This window comes from Pseudomonas oryzihabitans (assembly GCF_014522265.1).
Taxonomy (GTDB): Bacteria; Pseudomonadota; Gammaproteobacteria; order Pseudomonadales; family Pseudomonadaceae; genus Chryseomonas; species Chryseomonas aestiva.
In genome coordinates, this window is sequence record NZ_CP017024.1 from 3,899,122 (window position 1) to 3,916,721 (window position 17,600).

The window sequence follows — 17,600 nt, forward strand, 5'->3', positions numbered from 1 at the left end:
AGGACGCTCCGGCAGCGGGATGCTGGTGGAGCGTCGCGGCGAGGGTGGTCAGCCCGCCTTGATCAGGCTGCGCAGCGGCAGGGCGTTCTTGACCACCGGCGACTTGATGACGATGTAGCTGAAGTACTTCTCGATGCCGACGTTGCGGTCGAGGATGGATTCCATCAGCTCCTGGTAATGGCCGATGCTGCTGCACATGAACCGCAGCAGGTAGTCGTAGCCGCCGCTGATGAGGTGGCATTCGAGGATCTCGTCGACACCGCGGATGAAGGACTCGAACTTCACGAAGTCGGCGCGCTTGTGGTCGGAGAGGGTGACCTCGGTGAAGACCGTCACCGAGTTGGCGATCTTGGCGAGATTGACGTGGGCTTCGTAGCCGCTGATGTAGCCGGCCGCCTCCAGGCGCTTGACGCGCTGCAGGCAGGGGCTGGGCGAGAGGCCCACGGCTTCGGCGAGACTGACATTGGTCATCCGGCCATCCTTCTGCAGTTGCACCAGGATGTTGATGTCGATGCGGTCCAGTTTTGTTGCGGCGTCCATCGTCGTTCCTCGCAGTCGTGAACGTCAGGCTAGGCACGCAGGGCGGTCTGATGCGCATGCACCAGGTCGGCGAGACTCGCGTACTCGCACCGCGTGCCATCCAGGGCCTGCCGTGAAAGGTTCCAGGGCCGCGAGCGATCACGGCGCAAGGTACACAGCGGAAAATCCACCAGGGGGTTCCAGGGGTCGTCCGGTTCGCTGCCCCTTACCGGCAGCAGATCCCCGCGCGCCAGGCCAAGCTCTTCCAGGGTGTTGTCCAGCGCCAGGCGCAGATCGCCGCCGCGGTTGGGGATCACGGCGGCGAACACCTCGGGCAAGCGTGCCGTGACCGCCGCGGCCTCGCCGTCATCGGGCGAGGCCAGCAACACCAATCGATAGAACTTGCTCAGGTACTGCAGCGCGCCCGGCGCATCCTCGAACACCGGCCAGCACGTCGTGGCGTTTCCAAAGGCCACGCTGGCATCCAGATCGTCTTCCTGCTGCAACTCTTGCGCCAGACGCTGGTGGATACGCAGGTGCAGGCTGGTCTGGCTGGCGTTGGGCGTGGCCTGGCGCAGCTCGCGGGCCAGGCGGTGATAGCTGCCGAGCAGCCAGTCGGGATGGGTGCTGAGGCCCGCCTGCGCCACAAGGGGGCGCAGGGCTTCGAGGATGCCCCCTTCGCGGTCGACGAGGGTGCCGTAGCAGGAAAAGCCTATGGCCTGGTAACGCGTGATTCTCATGGTCGGTTTCCCCTTGGCGCCGCTCTGCCGATATCAGGCGGCGTTACGTTCGACCTCAGGCACCGGCCTGGGCGAGGGCTTGGCCGAACATGTGCAAGGCTTCGGCCAGTTGTGCCTCGGTGGTCACCAGCGGTGCCAGGAAGCGGATGACGTTGCGTTCGACACCGCACTTGATCACCAGCAGGCCCGCCTGGCGGGCGCCGTCGATGACCTGCTGGGCGAGGGCGGCGTCCGGGCTTTGGCCATCGGCGCCGACCATTTCCACCGCCAGCATGAAGCCGCGGCCGCGCACCTCGCCGATGCGTGGATGCCGCCGCTGCAGCTCGAGCAGACCGTTGCGCAGCTGCTCGCCGAGGGCGACGCCACGGGCGACCAGATCTTCTTCCGCGAACACGTCCAGCACCGCCAGGGCCGCGGCGCAGGCCAGGGCGTTGCCGCCGTAGGTACCGCCGAGGCCGCCGGGCAGGGGCGCATCCATGATGGCGGCGCGACCGACCACCCCGGAGAGCGGCAGGCCACCGGCCAGGCTCTTGGCCACCGTCACCAGGTCGGGCTGGACGCCGGTCTGCTGGAAGGCGAAGAGGCTGCCGGTCCGGCCGAAACCGGTCTGGATCTCGTCGGCGATCAGCACGATGCCGTGCTGGTCGCAGAGGGCGCGTAGCGCCTGGAGGAATTCCACCGGCGCCGGGCGGAAGCCGCCGTCGCCCTGCACCGGTTCGATCAGGAGGGCAGCCACCTGGTCGGGCGCGATCTGGGTGGCGAAGACTTCGCGCAAGCCGGCCAGGGCCTGCTGGCTATCCACCCCGCGGAAGGCATCGGGGTAGGGCGCGTGGTAGATGTCGCCGGGGAAGGGGCCGAAGTTCTGCTTGTAGGGCTGGGCGAAGCCGGTGAGGGTCACGCCGAGCAGGGTGCGGCCATGGAAGCCGCCGCGAAAGGCGATCACCCCGGGGCGCCGGGTGTGGGCGCGGGCGATCTTGATGGCGTTCTCCACGGCTTCGGCGCCGGAGGTCAGCAGCAGCGTCTTGTAGGCTTCGCCGTCGCCGATGAGGGTATTGAGCCGGCTGGCCAGCTCCAGGTAGGGCTCGTAGGCCATCACCTGGAAGCTGGCATGGGAGATCTCTCCGACCTGGCGGCGTACGGCCTCCACCACCCGTGGATGGTTGTGACCGACGTTGAGCACGCCGATGCCGCCGACGAAATCGAGGTAGCGACGCCCGTCCACGTCCCAGACTTCGCTGCCCTGGGCGCGGGCCACCACGACGGGATGGGCGGTGATGATGCCGCGGGGCACGCCTTGTTCGCGAAGACCCAGCAGGCGGTCGGTGGCTTTGGCAGCGGAATTCATGCAGCGATACTCCAGGCAGGGGCGAGAGTTCCAGCCTACGCAGGCCGCAGGGTCGGTAACGCTGAAGTTGCCAGCCCCGGCATCGTGATCGGCTGTTTTGCTTGGGGGCGGCGGCATTTTCGGTTGCCTGCCGCCAAAAGCGTTCATAGGCTTTTCTGAAAAGTTGCCGAGGGAAGGTCAGGCAAGGCGAAAATCAGTGAGGAAGCGGAGTTTACGAGTGGTAAATGAGCATCCCGATCGGACTGGCGACCCAGCTGATTTTCAACGCAGCATGGCCGAGCGCAGGCAGTTTTCAGATAAGCCTAGGCGAGGCCGCCGAGGTGCCAGGCCTTGACCTCCAGGTACTCGTCCAGCCCCAGGTGCGAGCCCTCGCGGCCCAGGCCGGATTGCTTCACGCCGCCAAAGGGGGCGACCTCCATCGACAGGGTGCCGGTGTTGAGCGCCACCATGCCGAATTCCAGCTGTTCGCCGACGCGCCAGGCGCGGCGCAGGTCCTGGGTGTAGTAGTAGGCACCCAGGCCGTAGGGCGTGGCATTGGCCAGCGCCAGGGCCTCGGCTTCGTCGCGGAAGCGGAACAGCGGTGCCACCGGGCCGAAGGTCTCCTCGCGGGCCAGCAGCATGTCCGCCGTGGCGCCGGTCAGGACCGTGGGCGCGACGAACTGGTCGCGGCCGCCGGGCGGTCCGCCGAACAGTGCCTTGGCGCCCTGGGTCAGGGCGTCGTCGACATGGCGCGCCACCTTGTCCACCGCCAGGCGATTGATCAGCGGCCCGAGGGTCACGCCGGCCTCCAGGCCGTTGCCCACCTTGAATTTGGCCACCTCGGCGACCAGCCGCTCGGCGAAGCGGTCGTGGATGCCGTCCTGCACCAGGATGCGGTTGGCGCAGACGCAGGTCTGGCCGGCGTTGCGGAATTTGCTCTGCAGCACCCCGGCGATGGCCAGGTCCAGATCGGCGTCGTCGAAGACGATGAAGGGCGCATTGCCGCCCAGTTCCATGCTGGTGCGCTTCACCGTGGCCGCGCACTGGGCCAGCAGCAGCTGACCGATGCGCGTGGAGCCGGTAAAGGACAGCTTGCGCACCGCGGGGTTGCCGGTCAGTTCGCTGCCGATGCCGGCGGGCATCCCGGTGAGCACGTTGAATACGCCGGGCGGAAAGCCGGCGCGCTCGGCCAATTCGGCCAGCGCCAGGGCCGACAGCGGGGTGAGGTCCGAGGGCTTGATCACCACCGGGCAACCGGCGGCCAGCGCCGGCGCGGCCTTGCGGGTGATCATGGCGTTGGGGAAATTCCAGGGGGTGATGGCGGCGGCGACCCCCACCGGTTGCCGCAGCACCAGCACCCGGCGATCCCGGGCGGGGGCGGGCAGGATGTCGCCAAAGCTGCGCCGGGCTTCCTCGGCGAACCATTTGACGAAGCTGGCGCCATAGGCGATCTCGCCGCGCGCCTCGGCCAGGGGCTTGCCCTGTTCCAGGGTCATCAGCAGGGCCAGGTCTTCCTGATGCTCCAGCATCAGCGCGTGCCAGCGCTCCAGCAGGACCGCGCGCTCGGCTGCCGGACGCTCGCGCCAGGCCGGCCAGGCCGCTTCCGCGGCGGCGATGGCGCGGGCGGTTTCCGTCGCCTCCAGTGCCGCCACCTGGGCGATGACGGCGCCGGTGGCAGGATTTTCCACGGCGAAGGTAGCGCCGTTGTCGGCGGCTATCCAGCGACCGTCGACATAGGCGGATTCCTTGAACAGGCGTGGGTCTCGCAGATCGGGGTGCAGTGGCATGGTGGCGCTCCCAGTGGCAGGTCAGTCCCTGAGTCTAGGGAGCGGCCACGGTGGCGAATGCCGAAATGCAGGGTGCCGGAGCGCTGCCCGCGGTGTTCCTCACCGCCTCGCCGCAGTTTCTGCGGCGGCCCTCGGGCGCTGCCTTTATTGCGCGTCGGTGTCCGCCTCCAGCCCCTTCACCGCCCGGTCGAGAAAGCGCGCCAGCGCCTGGAGCCGGGCGCTGCGCTGCTTTCGCGCGGGGACCAGCAGGGTGATGGGCGCACGATCGAAACGCCAGTCCGGCAGCAACCGGACCAGCGCGCCGCGGGCGATGGCGTCGGCCACGTCCCATTCGGAGCGCAGCACGATGCCCTGGCCCTGTTCCGCCCAGCGTCGGGCCACGCTGCCGTCGTTGGTCAGCAGCGCAGGTTCGATGCGCAGTGTCCGGCGCTCCTCAGCGTGGCGGAGCTGCCAGAGCGTCACGTCCTCGTCGTTCTCGCGGATGCAGATGCAACGGTGCCGCAGCAGGTCCTGCGGCTCCCGGGGCACGCCGTGCTCGGCCAGGTAGGCGGGGCTGGCGCACAGCCAGCGCTCGTTGTGCGCCAGGGGCTTGGCGATCCAGGAGCTGTCCTCGATAGCGCCGATATGGATGACCGCGTCGCTGTCGTGTCGATCGGGCCAGGGCGTCTCGCGCAGGTCCAGTTGCAGGCGCACGCCTGGATGCAGGCTGGCGAAGCGGGCCAGCAGCGGAGCGATGCGCTGGCGACCATAGCCGAAGGGTGCCGCCAGGCGCAGGGTACCCACCAATGGCTGGTCGTGGCGGGCGAACGCCTCGGGCAGGGCGTCCAGGCGTTCGAGCAGCTCGGCGCATTCCTGGGCCAGGCGTTCGCCATCGGGGTGAGGCTCAGCCGCCGAGCATCGCGATTGGCCAGGGCCACGCCGAGCCGCGCCTCCAGCCTGCGCAGCCGAGTGGAGAGGGCGGGCGGCGAGACGTTCAGGGCGCGCGCCGCCGCGCTCAAGGAATCGGAACGGGCCAGCAGCACCATCAGGCGCAGGTCTTCGATGGCGATCATTAATCTGAGCTGAAGGAATGAGTCAATTGAATTGAAGCACAGGTTCAGGCTGGCTGGGTACAGTCGAGCCAACGCCCATTGGTCGAGTCCCTGCCATGACCCCGTCCCTGCTCACCCTCGACACCCCCGCCGCGCTCATCGACGAGACGCGGATGACCCGCAACATCCAGCTCATGCAAGCACGCATGGACGCCCTCGGCGTACGCCTGCGGCCCCACGTGAAGACCAGCAAGAGCGAGGCGGTGATGCGCCGGCAACTGGACGCGGGCGCCGAGGGCGTGACCGTTTCCACGCTGCAGGAGGCCGAGGCCTGCTTCGCCCTGGGCATCACCGACGTGCTCTATGCCGTGGCCATCGCCCCGGCGCGGCTGGAGCAGGTGCGGGCGCTGCGGCGGCGGGGCTGCCGGCTCGGCATTCTCACCGACAGCCTGGCGGGGGCGCGCGCCATCGTCGAAGCCGGACAGCGCCATGCCGAAGCCTTCGACGTCTGGCTGGAGATCGACTGCGACGGTCATCGCGCCGGCCTGCAGCCGGACGATCCCAAACTGCTGCAGGTCGCCGAGGTGCTGCGGGCCGGCGGTATGACTCTCGTGGGCGTGCTCACCCACGCCGGCTCCAGCTACGAGTTGCACGAGCCCACGGCCTTGCAGGCGCTGGCCGAGCAGGAGCGCGCCCTCTGCGTGGCGGCCGCCGAGCGGCTGCGGGCCCAGGGCTTCGCCTGTCCGCAGGTGAGTATCGGCTCGACACCCACGGCGCTGTCGGCCCTGGACCTGACCGGCGTCACCGAGGTGCGTGCCGGGGTCTATGTCTTCCAGGACCTGGTGATGCTCAACGTCGGCATCTGCCGCGCCGACGACCTGGCGCTGAGTGTCCTCACCACGGTGATCGGCCACCAGCCGGAAAAGGGCTGGGTACTGGTGGACGCCGGCTGGATGGCGCTGAGTCGCGACCGCGGTACCCAGCGACAGCAACGCGATTTCGGTTACGGCCAGGTCTGCGACCTGGACGGGACCTGGCTCGAAGGCGCGCTCCTGTCCGGCGCCAATCAGGAGCACGGCATGATCAGCTTCGCGGGAGGGGCGCCCGCCGATCTGGAGCAGCGCTTCCCCGTGGGCAGTCGCCTCCGCGTCCTGCCCAATCACGCCTGCGCCACCGGTGGCCAGTTCGATCATTATCACGCCGTGGACGCCACCGGCGCCCTCACTGCCTGGAGCCGTCTGCATGGCCGTTGATCCCGAATTCATCCAGACCGCCACCGCCGCGCCACCTGGTGGGCATTACAGCCAGGCGGTGGCCTACCAGGGGCTGCTGTATGTCTCCGGGCAACTGCCGGTGCGGCCCGATGGCAGTCACAGCATGGCGGCGAGCTTCGCCGATCAGGCGTGCATCGCCCTGGACAACCTCTGCGCCATCCTGACCGCCGCCGGGCGTGGGCCGCAGGATCTGCTCAAGGTGACCGTCTATGTGGTGGGTGTCGAGCATTGGCCCACCTTCGACCGCCTCTATGCCGGGTACCTGGGCGACCATCGCCCGGCGCGGGCGGTGGTGCCCGTGCCGCACCTGCACCATGGTTATCTCGTCGAGATCGAGGCGCTGGCCCGCGCCTGCTGATCCCGGACATCCCACCAGGAGAGCTCATGAACGCCTCGACCTACAGCTATCGCCCCGCCACCGCCCGGGACCTGCCGGCCGCCCATGCGCTGTCGCAACGGCTGCGCTGGCCGCATCGGGAAGCCGATTGGGCCCTGGTCCAGCGCACCGCTGACGGGTTCGTCGCCGAACACGAGGGGCAACTGGTGGGCATCGCCTTCGCCTGCCACCAGGGCGACTTTTCGTCCATCGGCCTGGTGATCGTCAGCGATGAGCAGCAGGGCAAGGGGATCGGCCGGCGCTTGATGCAGCTGTGCCTGGACGCCACGGCGCCGCGCACGCCCATCCTCAATGCCACCGAGGCGGGCGCCCCGCTGTACGCTAGCCTGGGTTTCGCGACCTTCGACCATATCCAGCAGCACCAGGGCTGCCTGGCCAGTGCGCCCGCCGCGCCGGTGCTCGCCGAGTCGCGCTGCCGCCGCCTGGCGCCGGCCGACTATCCGCAGGCAATCGCCCTGGCCAACGCCGCCAGCGGTCTGCAGCGTACTCGGCTGCTGGATGAGCTGCTGCCCGAGGCGTTGCAGGTGCTGGGGCTGGAGCGGGCGGGTGAATTGCAGGGGCTGGCCCTGCTCAGACACTTCGGCCGGGGCCTGGTGATAGGCCCTGTGGTAGCGCCGGATGCCGAGGCGGCCAAGGCCCTGATCGCACCGCTGTTGGAGGCGACCCAGGGTGAATTCGTGCGCATCGACATCCTCGCCGCTTGCGGCCTGGCCGACTGGCTGGTAGCCGCCGGCCTGGCCTGCGTGGATCGCGCCCCGCGCATGGCCAGAGGCACGCCGCCACGAGCGTCGGGGAGTGTCCGATCCTTCGCCCTGGTGACCCAGGCGCTGGGCTGAGTCGCGTTCAATCTTCAGGAGACACCGCCATGCTGGACGCCACGCTGCACGACCTGCTCGATTCCCGGACCACCAGCCACTTCTATCTCGACGGTCGCTGGGTGCCCGCCGCCGGCCCGGAACGGGTCAGGGTGATCAACCCGGCGAATGAACGTCCCCTGGCCGACGTGGCCCTGGGCAGCGCCGCCGAGGTGGATCGGGCCGTACAGGCCGCCCGCGCGGCCTTCAGCGACTGGTCCGGTCGTACCCCGGCCGCCCGGGCCCGGCTGCTGGAGCGACTCCATGGCCTGCTGACGCAGCGCAGCGAAAGCTTCGCCCAGGTCATCTCCCGGGAGATGGGCGCGCCCCTGGCCGCGGCGCGCGCCCTGCAGGTGCGCCTGGCCCTGGAACATCTGCGCGTCGCGCGCGAGGTCGCGCTCGACTACGCCTTCGAGCGCAGCGAGGGTACGCTGCGCATCCGCCGCGAGGCCATCGGCGTCTGCGCCCTCATCACCCCCTGGAACTGGCCGCTGTACCAGATCACCGCCAAGGTCGCGCCGGCGCTGGCCGCTGGCTGCACGGTAGTGCTCAAGCCCAGCGAACTGGCGCCATTGAGCGCCTTGCTGTTCGCCCAGGCGGTCCATGACGCGGGGATACCGGCCGGGGTGTTCAACCTGATCAACGGTGACGGCCCCACCGTCGGCGCCGCGCTGGCCGAGCATCCCGAGGTCGACATGATTTCCATCACTGGCTCCAATCGCGCCGGGGTGCAGGTGGCCCGGGCCGCCGCCGCCACCGTGAAGCGAGTGACCCAGGAGCTGGGTGGCAAGTCGCCGAACCTGCTGCTACCCGACGCCGACCTCGAGATGGCCGTGGCCAAGGGCGTGCTGGCCGCCTTTCGCAACAGCGGCCAGTCCTGCAGCGCGCCGACGCGGATGCTGGTGCCCCAGATCCAGTTGGCGGAGGTGGAGCGCCTGGCGGCGGCCACCGTGGCCAGCCTCGTGGTCGGCGATCCCCTGGCGCCCGCGACGACCCATGGTCCCCTGGCCAATGGCGCCCAGTTCGCCCGGGTGCAGGAACTGATCGAGAGCGGCCTGGCGGAGGGCGCCAGGCTGGTCTGCGGCGGACCGGGGCGCCCGGAGGATCAGCCGGTAGGCTTCTATGCGCGGCCCACGGTCTTCTCGGCGGTCACCACCGGCATGCGCATCGCCCAGGAAGAGATCTTCGGGCCGGTGCTCTGCCTGCTTCCCTACGGTTCCGTGGAGGAAGCCATCGCCATCGCCAACGACAGCCGCTATGGCCTCAGTGCCCACGTCCAGGGCCGCGATCCCGACCAGGTCGCCGCGGTGGCGGCCCGTCTTCGTGCCGGGCAGGTCCATCTCAACTATCCGGCCTGGAACCCCTGCGCACCCTTCGGCGGCTACAAGGGCTCCGGCAACGGGCGCGAATATGGCGTCCACGGCCTGGAGGAATACCTGGAGACCAAGGCGATCCTCGGTCACTGACGCGGGTTGAACAGCGGATTGCTCCGCAATCCCGCTACCGCCAGGTCGATGAACGCCCGGACCTTGGCCGGCGCCTGGCGCCCCTCGGGATAGATCAGATTGACCGGCAGCGGCGCTTCCTCGTGGTCTTCGAGTACCAGTTGCAGCGTGCCGTCCGCCAGGGCCTGGGCGATCTGATAGTGGGGCACGCGGGTGAGGCCCAGACCGCTCTCGGCCGCGCTGATCGCGGCGGCATTGGTGTTGCTGTGCAGCAAAGGCTCGACCACCACCCGTTGTCCCCCGGCGAAACGCCATTCCAGCGACGACCAGGCGCTGTGGGACACCAGGACGCGGTGATCGCGCAGCGCGGCGGGCGTCCGCGGGATGCCACGGGTCGCCAGGTAGCTGGGCGCGGCGCAGACCACCCGCCGCATGCAGCCGACCTGAATGGCGGTGAGGCCGGAGTCGGCCAACTGGCCGATGCGCAGGGCGATGTCCATGCCCTCGTCGACGATGTTCACCGGCCTGTCGACGAAGAAGGTCCGGGCGCGCACGTCCGGATAACGCCCGAGGTAGTCCAGCACCAGCGGCAATACGTGCAGTTGGCCGAGGAGCAGCGGCGCGGTGATCGCCAGGGTGCCGACCGGCTTGGCGTAGTGCCCGGCCGCGGCCAGTTCCGCCTCGGCGATCTCGCCGAGGATGCGCCGGCAATCCTGCAGATAGCGAACGCCGGCCTCGGTGGGTTTCACCGAACGGGTAGTGCGCACCAGCAAGCGGGCGCCGACCAGCGCTTCCAGGCCCGCCACCAGGCGGGTCACCGCCGGGGCGCTCAGGTGCAGATCCCGGGCCGCGCGGGCGAAACTCTCGGTCTCGGCCACCTTCACGAATACGCGCATCGCCTGCCAACGATCCATCTGCGGGGTCTTCCTCAGGGCGCCGGAGCGGCCCGGCAAGACGCCCATGGTAGTCGACCCGGCCAGGCAGGCCAGCCTAGAGATCGAGCTCCAGTGGCGCGGACCCGGAGGCGGGCCGCGCGCAACAGAGCAGGGCCTGGTCGGCGGCGACCGCCGCGGCGGGTTCCTCGGCATAGGTGACCGCGCCCTGGAGCAGCCCCGTGCGACAGCTGCCACAGTGCCCCTCGCGACAGCTGAAGGCGGGCTCCAGGCCCTGGGCCTCGGCCAGCTCCAGCAGACTGCCGGAGGCGGGCGTCCACTGCGCTTGCTGGCCGGACGCCGCGAAGCGCACCCGGACGGCCTCGGTGGCCGCGGCAGGCCGCACGGTCGCCGCCGTCGCCGCACCGCTGCGCACCAGGCCGGCCGGACCGAAGGCTTCGGCATGGATACGGGCATCCTCGATACCAAAACCGCGCAAGCCGTCATAGAGGCCCTGGGTAAAGGCCGCGGGACCGCAGAGGTAGAAGTCATAGTCACCGAAGGGCAGCTGGCGGCCCAGCAGTGCCATGTCGATGCGCCCGGCGACGTCATAGTCCACCCCGGGGAGGGCAGCCGCGGGATCGCTCAGCACCCTGATCACCCGTAGCGCTTCCGGAGCCCTGGCCATCAGCTCGCTCAGCTCCCGGTCGAAGGCCCGTTCCGCCTGGGTCCGCGCGCCATAGAACAGCGTGACTGGCCGCCGACCCTGATGGACCGCCTGGCGCAGCATGGCCAGCAACGGAGTGATACCGATCCCGGCGGCGAGGAACACCAGGGGGCGCTCCGCCGAGACCGCCAGGGTGAAGTCGCCGGCGGGTGCCCGGGCCTCGATCAGGTCGCCTTCGCGCAGCTGGTCGTGCAGCAGCCGCGAGACCAGCCCGTCGCGCTTGACGCTGATGCGGTAATGGCCGTCGGCGGGAAGGGAGGTCAGGGTATAGGTTCGCACCAGGGAGGGTTGCCCCGCCTCGGCTGTCACCCGGATCGGCAGGAATTGACCGGCCTGGTAGGGGGCAGGGCCGAAGCGTCCCCTGATTCGAGGTGGAAGGAGCGGATGGTGGTGCTCTCCTGGACGATCCGGGTGATGCGCAGCGGACGCCAGGAGCGGTCCTGGGCCCTGGCCCGCAGGCGCTGCTCGGCTTCCGCCCAACTGCCGGTCAGCCGACTGCTGTCCGACTCGCCGCCGGGCTGCGCCTGCCAGCGCAACGCCAGGGCACCACGGCGACGGACGATACGCTGGGGGCGAAAGGTCCAGAGGCGTTCGGCACCCTCGAAGGCGGCGATCTCGGGCGAGTCGAGCAGTACCTCGGCGGTACCGCTCAGCTGCAGCAGATCACCGCGCTCCAGGTCCGCGAACAGCAGGCCGGCCCGGCCAGTGGCGACGACATTGCCCAGGGTGTTGAAGAACAGATTGCCGTTGAAGTCGGGAATGGTCAGCAGGCCCTCGGCGTCCACCCGGACGAAGCCCGGCTTGCCGCCCCGGTGGGAGACATCGACCCGTCGCTGGCCCTGCTGGTCGGCGTAGGAGGCGACGAAAAAGGCATCGGCGCCGGCAATGAGCGCGCGGGCCGACGCATCCAGGCTGGCGAGCTGCTCCCCGGGCGTGACCGGGACGGCGCCCGGTTCGTGAGCGAAGCTCAGGTCACGCAGCTGGATATAGCGCGGGCAGTTGCCAAAGCTCTGGTCCACCGTCACGCGCAGTCCCTGGGCCGTGGGGCTGAGGACGCCGTTCATGCGATTGCGGCGGCGGGTGTGCCACTCGATGCCCAGCAGGCCCACGGCCGCGCCTGCGCCCAGGCCGGCTGCTGCCGGATCCTCGCGGGCCGGGCGGGCGGCGATATCCAGGGTGGTGGACGTGGGCGAGGCGAGAAAGCCCGGCTGGCCTTCCAGGATCGTCGCCCAGGCGTCGCCGGCGGCATCCACGCTGCCCAGTATCACGAAGGGCAGCTGGGCGAAGAACTGCCGATGCTGGTCGGGCATGAACGGCCGGATCACCCGCGGCCCCAGGGCCTCCAGGCGTTCGCGGACGCCCAGCCGTTCCTGGATGAAGGTTTCCCCGGTGTGCCAGGTGGGTAGGGGCTCGTGCATGACCTTGACCTCCAGCGGAGAAAAGGCGCGATCAGGCCCGGAGGCCGGCCGCGGTCTCGGGAAAGGGCACGAAGCCCGGCAGGGCCTCCACCCGCTGCAGGAAGGCGCGCACCGCCGTATAGGGCGCCAGCTCCACATTGCCTTCCGGCGCTCCGGCCAGGTAGCTGTAGAGGGCAATGTCGGCGATGGTCGGGTGATCGGCAGCCAACCACTTGCCCGTGGTCAGGTGCGCCTCCAGGCGTTCGAGCAGGACATGGGCGCGGGCGATGACTTCTTCCGGATTCAGGCGGGCGCCGAATACCGTGATCAGTCGCGCCGCCGCCGGGCCATAGGCCAGTTCGCCTGCAGCCACCGATAGCCAGCGCTGGACGGCGGCGGCACCGACCGGATCTTCCGGTAGCCAATCGGTGCGCCCGGTCTTTTTCGCCAGGTAGACGAGGATGGCGTTGGAGTCGGCGACGACCGTCGCGCCGTCCTCCAGCACCGGCACCTGGCCGAAGGGATTGAGGGCGAGGAATTCCGGCGTGCGATTGGCGCCGCCCGGAATATCGATGTCGATCAGCTCGACCTCGATCCCCAGCAGCGAGGCGAAGAGCACGGCGCGATGGGCATGACCGGACAGCGGGGTGTGATAGAGCTTCATGATCCGACTCCTGGCAGGCAGCGGGCCGAGGGGGCCCGATAGGTGCTACCAGCTTGGGATCAGGGCGCTTTCGAGGGAATGGGCTTTCTGGTCAGTTCAGCATTCCGCAAAATGGAATGATCGGGCCAGGTCCTGTACGAAGCATCACCGAGCGCAGGCACATTTGGTACAGGACCTAGCAGCAGGCGAAGGCCAACACCCGCCCCAGCATGGCATCGCAATCATCCAGCTGCGCCTGGCTGATGAACTCGTCCGGCTTGTGGCCCTGGGCCATGCTGCCGGGGCCGCAGACCACGGTGGGGATGCCCGCCGCCGCGAACAGCCCTCCTTCGGTGCCGAAGGCCACCGTACCGAATTCGCGGGAGCCACAGAACTGTGCGATCCAGTCGGCTGCCTCGCTTTCGATGGCGGTATCCAGGCCGGGATAGCTCGACAGTTCGGTGAAGCGGAGGGCGCTCTGGCCGCTGATGGCGCGCATGGCCGGGAGCAATGCCGCTTCGGCATGGGCCTGCAGCTGATGGATCACCTGGTAGGGGTCCTGGGCGGGCAGGGCGCGGATTTCGAAATCGAAGGTGCAGTCCTGGGGCACGATGTTCAGGGCCTGGCCGCCGTCGATGAGGCCGGTCTGCACCGTGGAGAAGGGCGGATCGAAGCGGGGGTCCTGGCGTTCCGCTGTCCTGAGCGCCTCACCGAGCCGGCCGAGTTCCACGACCAGGCGCGCGGCGTATTCGACGGCGTTGACGCCCTGAGGCGCATAGGCCGAATGACAGGCCGCGCCATGCACCTGGCAGCGCATGGCTACCTTGCCCTTGTGGCCTAGCACGGGTTTCAGCTCCGTGGGCTCGCCGATCAGGCACAGCAGCGGCTTGACCGGACGCTGGGCCAACTGGTCGAGCAGGCTGCGCACGCCGAGGCAGCCGACTTCCTCGTCGTAGGACAGCGCCAGGTGCAGCGGGCGGCGCAGGGCCGCACGGCTGGCCGCGGGCACCAGTGCCAGCAGGCAGGCCAGAAAGCCCTTCATGTCGGCGGTACCGCGACCGTAGAGCTTGCCGGCGCTTTCGCTGAGGGCAAAGGGGGGACGGGTCCAGGCCTGGCCGTCTACCGGCACCACGTCGGTATGTCCCGAGAGCACGATACCGGGCACGTCCGCCGGCCCCAGGGTGGCGAACAGGTTGGCCTTGGTGCCTTCGCCGTTGTGGATCAGCTCGTAGGGTACGCCGAAGCCCTCCAGGTAGCCGGCGACAAAGTCGATCAGCGCGAGGTTAGTTTCGCGGCTGGTGGTGTCGAAGGCCACCAGCCGCGCCAGCAGTTCACCGCTGGCGCTCATCGGTCGTCTCCCGGGACGCCGTAGCCGGGGGCGAGATCCGGGCGCACCGCCCGGTCGAGATAGTCCTGCAACTGGGGTTCATAGGCGCGCCACAGCGCCGCCAGCTCGCCGATGGGGTCCGTCTCGGCCCAGTCGACCCGCAGATTGACGATGGGCCAGCTGGCGTCGCCCACCACCAGCAGCGCCGCCGAGTGCACCGGTCCGGCCTCGCCACCGGCGGCCATGGCCGCTTGCATGGCCCGCAGCAGGCGCTCGGCAAGAGCGCCCTGGCTGGCTTCGAAGCTCTCCACCAGCGCCTCCACCACCGCGGGGCTCGCCAGCATGTTGCCAGCGCCCACGCAGTCCCGGCCGCTGCGCGCCTGGTGCACGCCCAGGGTATGGGCACCGCTGTGATGGGCACTGCGGCCCTGGGCGTCGATGACGGTCACCTGGCGATACTCGGCGTAGCCGTCGCCGGCCAGGCTCTCGGCCAGGGCCGCGCTGGGAGCCTGTCCCGCAGCCAGTCGCTCCAGGGTGCGCGGCCCCAGGGCGGGCAGGGTGATGTTCTGCGAGCTGACCGCGCCGATCCCGGGTTGCAGCCAGGGACAGCGGGCGCCCACGGCGATGCTCGACGAACTGATGGCGATGCCGAATTGACCGGTCTCGGCGCAGCGGGCGGTGAGGGAAAAGGTCATGGGGCGGCCTCAGTCGGGGATCACGGCGATGACGTCGATCTCCATCAGCCACTGGGGCTGGCCCAGGGCCGCGACCACCAGGCCGGTGGAGATGGGAAAGACGCCCTTGAGCCACTTGCCGACCTCCTGGTACACCGGCTCGCGATAGCGCGGATCGATCAGGTAGGTGGTGGTCTTGACGATGTGGCTGAGGTCGCTGCCGGCTTCCTCCAGCAGTTGCTTGACGTTCTTCATCGCCTGTTCGGCCTGGGCACGGGGATCACCCAGCCCGACCAGCTTGCCGTCGAAATCGGTGCCGACCTGACCACGGACATAGACGGTGTTGCCGGCGCGCACGGCCTGGCAGAGGTCGTTGTCCAGGGTCTGGTTGGGGTAGGTGTCCTTGGTGTTGAACATGCGGATACGGGTGTGGGTCGGGGTGGCCATGCGGGATCTCCGGGTCTCGATAAGGGCGTCAGGCGCTACGCGACTGCTGGGGGTGGGCGGCCGACTGGATGCTGGGACGGTAGTCCTGGTAGCGGCGCTGGATGGCGATCTGGTCGGCCACGTGGCGGGCGTCGTGCCAGCAGCCCCAGATGAAGGCCGAGCCGCGGCGGCTGAGCCAGGGCAGCCCGACGAAATAGATGCCCGGCTCGGCACCGACCCCGCGCTGGTGCCTGGGCTTGCCGTTGTCGCCAAAGGTATCCACCTGCAGCCAGCTGAAGTCGGTGGCATAGCCGGTGGCCCAGATCACCGAGCTGACGCCCGCGGCCTTCAGGTCCAGTTCCTTGAGCGGTTCACGGATGCAGTCGGCGTCCGCCACCCGTTCGCGGGCTGAGGGCTCTTCGGGCAGGTCGAGGCTGTGGCGGGCGGCATAGGCGTCGGCGGCGTCGAGCAGGGCCAGGTAGTTGGCGTCGCCGGCGTCGAGGTTCTGGTTGAGGTCCGGACGGAAGCGCACCACCCCGTCGACGAAGCTGTCGGTAAGGCCCACCAGGGTCATGCCGGCCTGGGCCAGGCGGCGAAAGTCCACGGTATGGCCACCGCGGGCGCCGCTCACGGCGATGGTCACGTGCTCGCGGCCCGGCTGCATGGTCTCGGTGTCCCACAGGCCGAGCACGCCCAGCCACCAGCAGAAATCGCGGCTGCGATAGGCCCGCGGCGGCCGGTCATGGGGGCCGACGGAGAGATAGACGCGCTTGCCGGCGCGCAGCAATTCCTCGGCGATCTGCACGCCGGAGGAGCCGGCGCCCACCACCAGCACCGCGCCTTCGGGCAGTTGCTGTGGATTGAAATAATGGGCGGAATGGATCTGGTAGAGGCCCTCGTCCGTTGGTGCGATGGCCGGGATCACCGGCTTCTGGAAGGGACCGGTGGCCACCACCACGCGCTGGGCGTTCAGGCTGCCCGCCGAGGTTTCCACCAGAAAGCCCGCCTGGCCGGCCTGGCGGGTCACCCGGGTGACGGCGACGCCGGTGCGGATGGGTGCGCCGATCTGCCGGGCATAGGTCTCGAAGTAGGCGGCGATCTCGTCCTTGCCGGGAAAGCCGTCCGGCGCCGTCTGGAATTCCAGTCCGGGGAAGCGGTCGTGCCAGGCCGGGCCGTTGGCTACCAGGGAGTCCCAGCGACCGGTGCGCCAGGCTTCGGCGATGCGGTTCTTTTCCAGCACCAGGTGCTCGATGCCGAGCCGTCCCAGGTGCTCGCTCATGGCGACGCCGGCTTGGCCAGCGCCTATCACCAGGGTGTCGATCGTGGTCGGTAATGTGGACATGAGGGTACCCTTCGGCCGCGCGGCGGGGTGCGGCCGTCATCTAGGCAGTAGGAAGGCGGAGCGCGCAGGTTCCGCGGCGATCAATCCAGTACGGAAGGGTCTTGCTGGATCATCAGTTCTTTCATCTCGGCGAAGTGCTGCTCGGAGAAGTCGGTGATGCCTTCCCAGGCGCGGGCGGTCTTCTCGGCGACCTCGGCGGAGAGTACCTTGAGCGGCTGGCCGGTGGACCAGGCGGTGACCAGAATCTGGCAGGCACGCTCCAGGGTCCAGATATCGTCGAAGGCCTGGCCGACGGTGGGGGCGATCACCATGACGCCGTGGTTGCCCATCAGCAGGCGCTGCTTGCCATCCAGCAACCCGGCCAGGCGCGCACCCTCGGCCTCGGTATCGGCCATGCCGCCATAGAGTTCGTCCACCGCCAGGCGATTGAAGTAGCGCGCGGTGTTCTGGTCGATGGGCGGCACCTCGGGCTTGGCCAGGCAGGCCACCGCCGTGGTGTAGACCGGGTGCAGGTGCAGCACCACCCGGGCCTCCGGCAGCCGGCGATGGATCTGCCCGTGGATCGACCAGGCGGTGCTGTCCACGTCGGGCCGCTCGGCGCCTCGGGGATCGTCCGCGTCGAGCAGCAGCAGATCACTGGCGCGGATGCGCGAGAAGTACTTCCACTTGGGGTTGATCAGGAACTGCTTGCCGTCGGTGGAGACGGCGGCGCTGAAGTGGTTGGCGACGGCTTCGTGCATGTCGAGGTGGGCGATGACGCGAAAGGTCGCCGCCAGATCGATGCGCAGCCGTTCCTCGGGAGAAAGTGCCATGGTCGTGAC

15 protein-coding genes and 2 pseudogenes are annotated in these 17,600 nt (G+C 69.2%); 4 read left to right on the plus strand and 13 right to left on the minus strand.

Annotation, left to right across the window (positions count from 1 at the left end; all coding sequences use genetic code 11):
- Positions 1-48: 48 nt before the first annotated feature.
- The 5 genes and pseudogenes from BGI51_RS18095 to BGI51_RS18115 form a co-directional block, all read right to left on the minus strand.
- A complete protein-coding gene (locus BGI51_RS18095; protein WP_007161776.1) occupies positions 49-540 on the minus strand; it encodes an Lrp/AsnC family transcriptional regulator in 492 nt (163 codons plus the stop codon).
- A gap of 29 nt (positions 541-569) precedes the next feature.
- Entirely contained in the window at positions 570-1,259 is a 690-nt protein-coding gene (locus tag BGI51_RS18100) for a hypothetical protein (RefSeq protein WP_187979226.1), read from the minus strand.
- Between the two features lie 55 nt (positions 1,260-1,314).
- Positions 1,315-2,604 (minus strand): 4-aminobutyrate--2-oxoglutarate transaminase, encoded by a 1,290-nt coding sequence (gene gabT / locus BGI51_RS18105; protein ID WP_187979227.1) that lies wholly within the window; start codon positions 2,602-2,604, stop codon positions 1,315-1,317.
- A gap of 302 nt (positions 2,605-2,906) precedes the next feature.
- Positions 2,907-4,370: an NAD-dependent succinate-semialdehyde dehydrogenase gene (locus BGI51_RS18110; protein ID WP_187979228.1), complete on the minus strand. Its 1,464-nt coding sequence runs from the start codon at positions 4,368-4,370 to the stop codon at positions 2,907-2,909.
- Positions 4,371-4,514: 144 nt separating this feature from the next.
- Positions 4,515-5,422: pseudogene (locus BGI51_RS18115) on the minus strand (LysR family transcriptional regulator).
- A 95-nt stretch (positions 5,423-5,517) separates the two neighbouring features.
- Here BGI51_RS18115 and BGI51_RS18120 point away from each other — a divergent pair.
- The 4 genes from BGI51_RS18120 to BGI51_RS18135 are packed head-to-tail and all read left to right on the plus strand — an operon-like array spanning position 5,518 to position 9,392.
- A complete protein-coding gene (locus BGI51_RS18120; RefSeq protein WP_187979229.1) occupies positions 5,518-6,654 on the plus strand; it encodes an alanine racemase in 1,137 nt (378 codons plus the stop codon).
- Positions 6,644-7,033 carry a RidA family protein gene (locus tag BGI51_RS18125; protein ID WP_187979230.1) on the plus strand — a complete coding sequence of 130 codons (390 nt, stop codon included), beginning with the start codon at positions 6,644-6,646 and terminating at the stop codon, positions 7,031-7,033. Before BGI51_RS18120 ends, BGI51_RS18125 begins: the two co-directional genes overlap by 11 nt.
- Positions 7,034-7,059: 26 nt before the next feature.
- On the plus strand, positions 7,060-7,908 hold the full coding sequence (locus BGI51_RS18130; protein WP_187979231.1) for a GNAT family N-acetyltransferase: 849 nt from the start codon (positions 7,060-7,062) through the stop codon (positions 7,906-7,908).
- A 29-nt stretch (positions 7,909-7,937) separates the two neighbouring features.
- Positions 7,938-9,392, plus strand: a complete 1,455-nt coding sequence (locus BGI51_RS18135; protein ID WP_187979232.1) for an aldehyde dehydrogenase family protein — start codon at positions 7,938-7,940, stop codon at positions 9,390-9,392.
- Here the strand turns inward: BGI51_RS18135 and BGI51_RS18140 are convergent.
- From BGI51_RS18140 to BGI51_RS18175, 8 genes and pseudogenes are all read right to left on the minus strand, one after another.
- The gene (locus BGI51_RS18140) at positions 9,386-10,285 is read right to left on the minus strand and encodes a LysR family transcriptional regulator (RefSeq protein ID WP_187979233.1); all 900 of its coding nucleotides are present in this window, start codon (positions 10,283-10,285) and stop codon (positions 9,386-9,388) included. The genes BGI51_RS18135 and BGI51_RS18140 overlap by 7 nt on opposite strands.
- Positions 10,286-10,361: 76 nt before the next feature.
- Positions 10,362-12,388, minus strand: a pseudogene (locus BGI51_RS18145) (2Fe-2S iron-sulfur cluster-binding protein).
- Between the two features lie 31 nt (positions 12,389-12,419).
- A complete protein-coding gene (locus tag BGI51_RS18150; protein ID WP_187979234.1) occupies positions 12,420-13,031 on the minus strand; it encodes a glutathione S-transferase family protein in 612 nt (203 codons plus the stop codon).
- 175 nt (positions 13,032-13,206) lie between these two features.
- Entirely contained in the window at positions 13,207-14,358 is a 1,152-nt protein-coding gene (gene argE, locus BGI51_RS18155; RefSeq protein ID WP_187979235.1) for an acetylornithine deacetylase, read from the minus strand.
- Positions 14,355-15,032, minus strand: a complete 678-nt coding sequence (locus BGI51_RS18160) for a DUF1028 domain-containing protein (RefSeq protein WP_187979236.1) — start codon at positions 15,030-15,032, stop codon at positions 14,355-14,357. Before BGI51_RS18160 ends, argE begins: the two co-directional genes overlap by 4 nt.
- Positions 15,033-15,041: 9 nt before the next feature.
- Entirely contained in the window at positions 15,042-15,458 is a 417-nt protein-coding gene (locus BGI51_RS18165; protein ID WP_187979237.1) for a RidA family protein, read from the minus strand.
- A 28-nt stretch (positions 15,459-15,486) separates the two neighbouring features.
- Complete coding sequence (locus tag BGI51_RS18170) at positions 15,487-16,779, minus strand: flavin-containing monooxygenase (protein WP_187979238.1); 1,293 nt, start codon at positions 16,777-16,779, stop codon at positions 15,487-15,489.
- 80 nt (positions 16,780-16,859) lie between these two features.
- Positions 16,860-17,591 (minus strand): class II aldolase and adducin N-terminal domain-containing protein, encoded by a 732-nt coding sequence (locus BGI51_RS18175; protein WP_187979239.1) that lies wholly within the window; start codon positions 17,589-17,591, stop codon positions 16,860-16,862.
- Positions 17,592-17,600 lie beyond the last annotated feature (9 nt).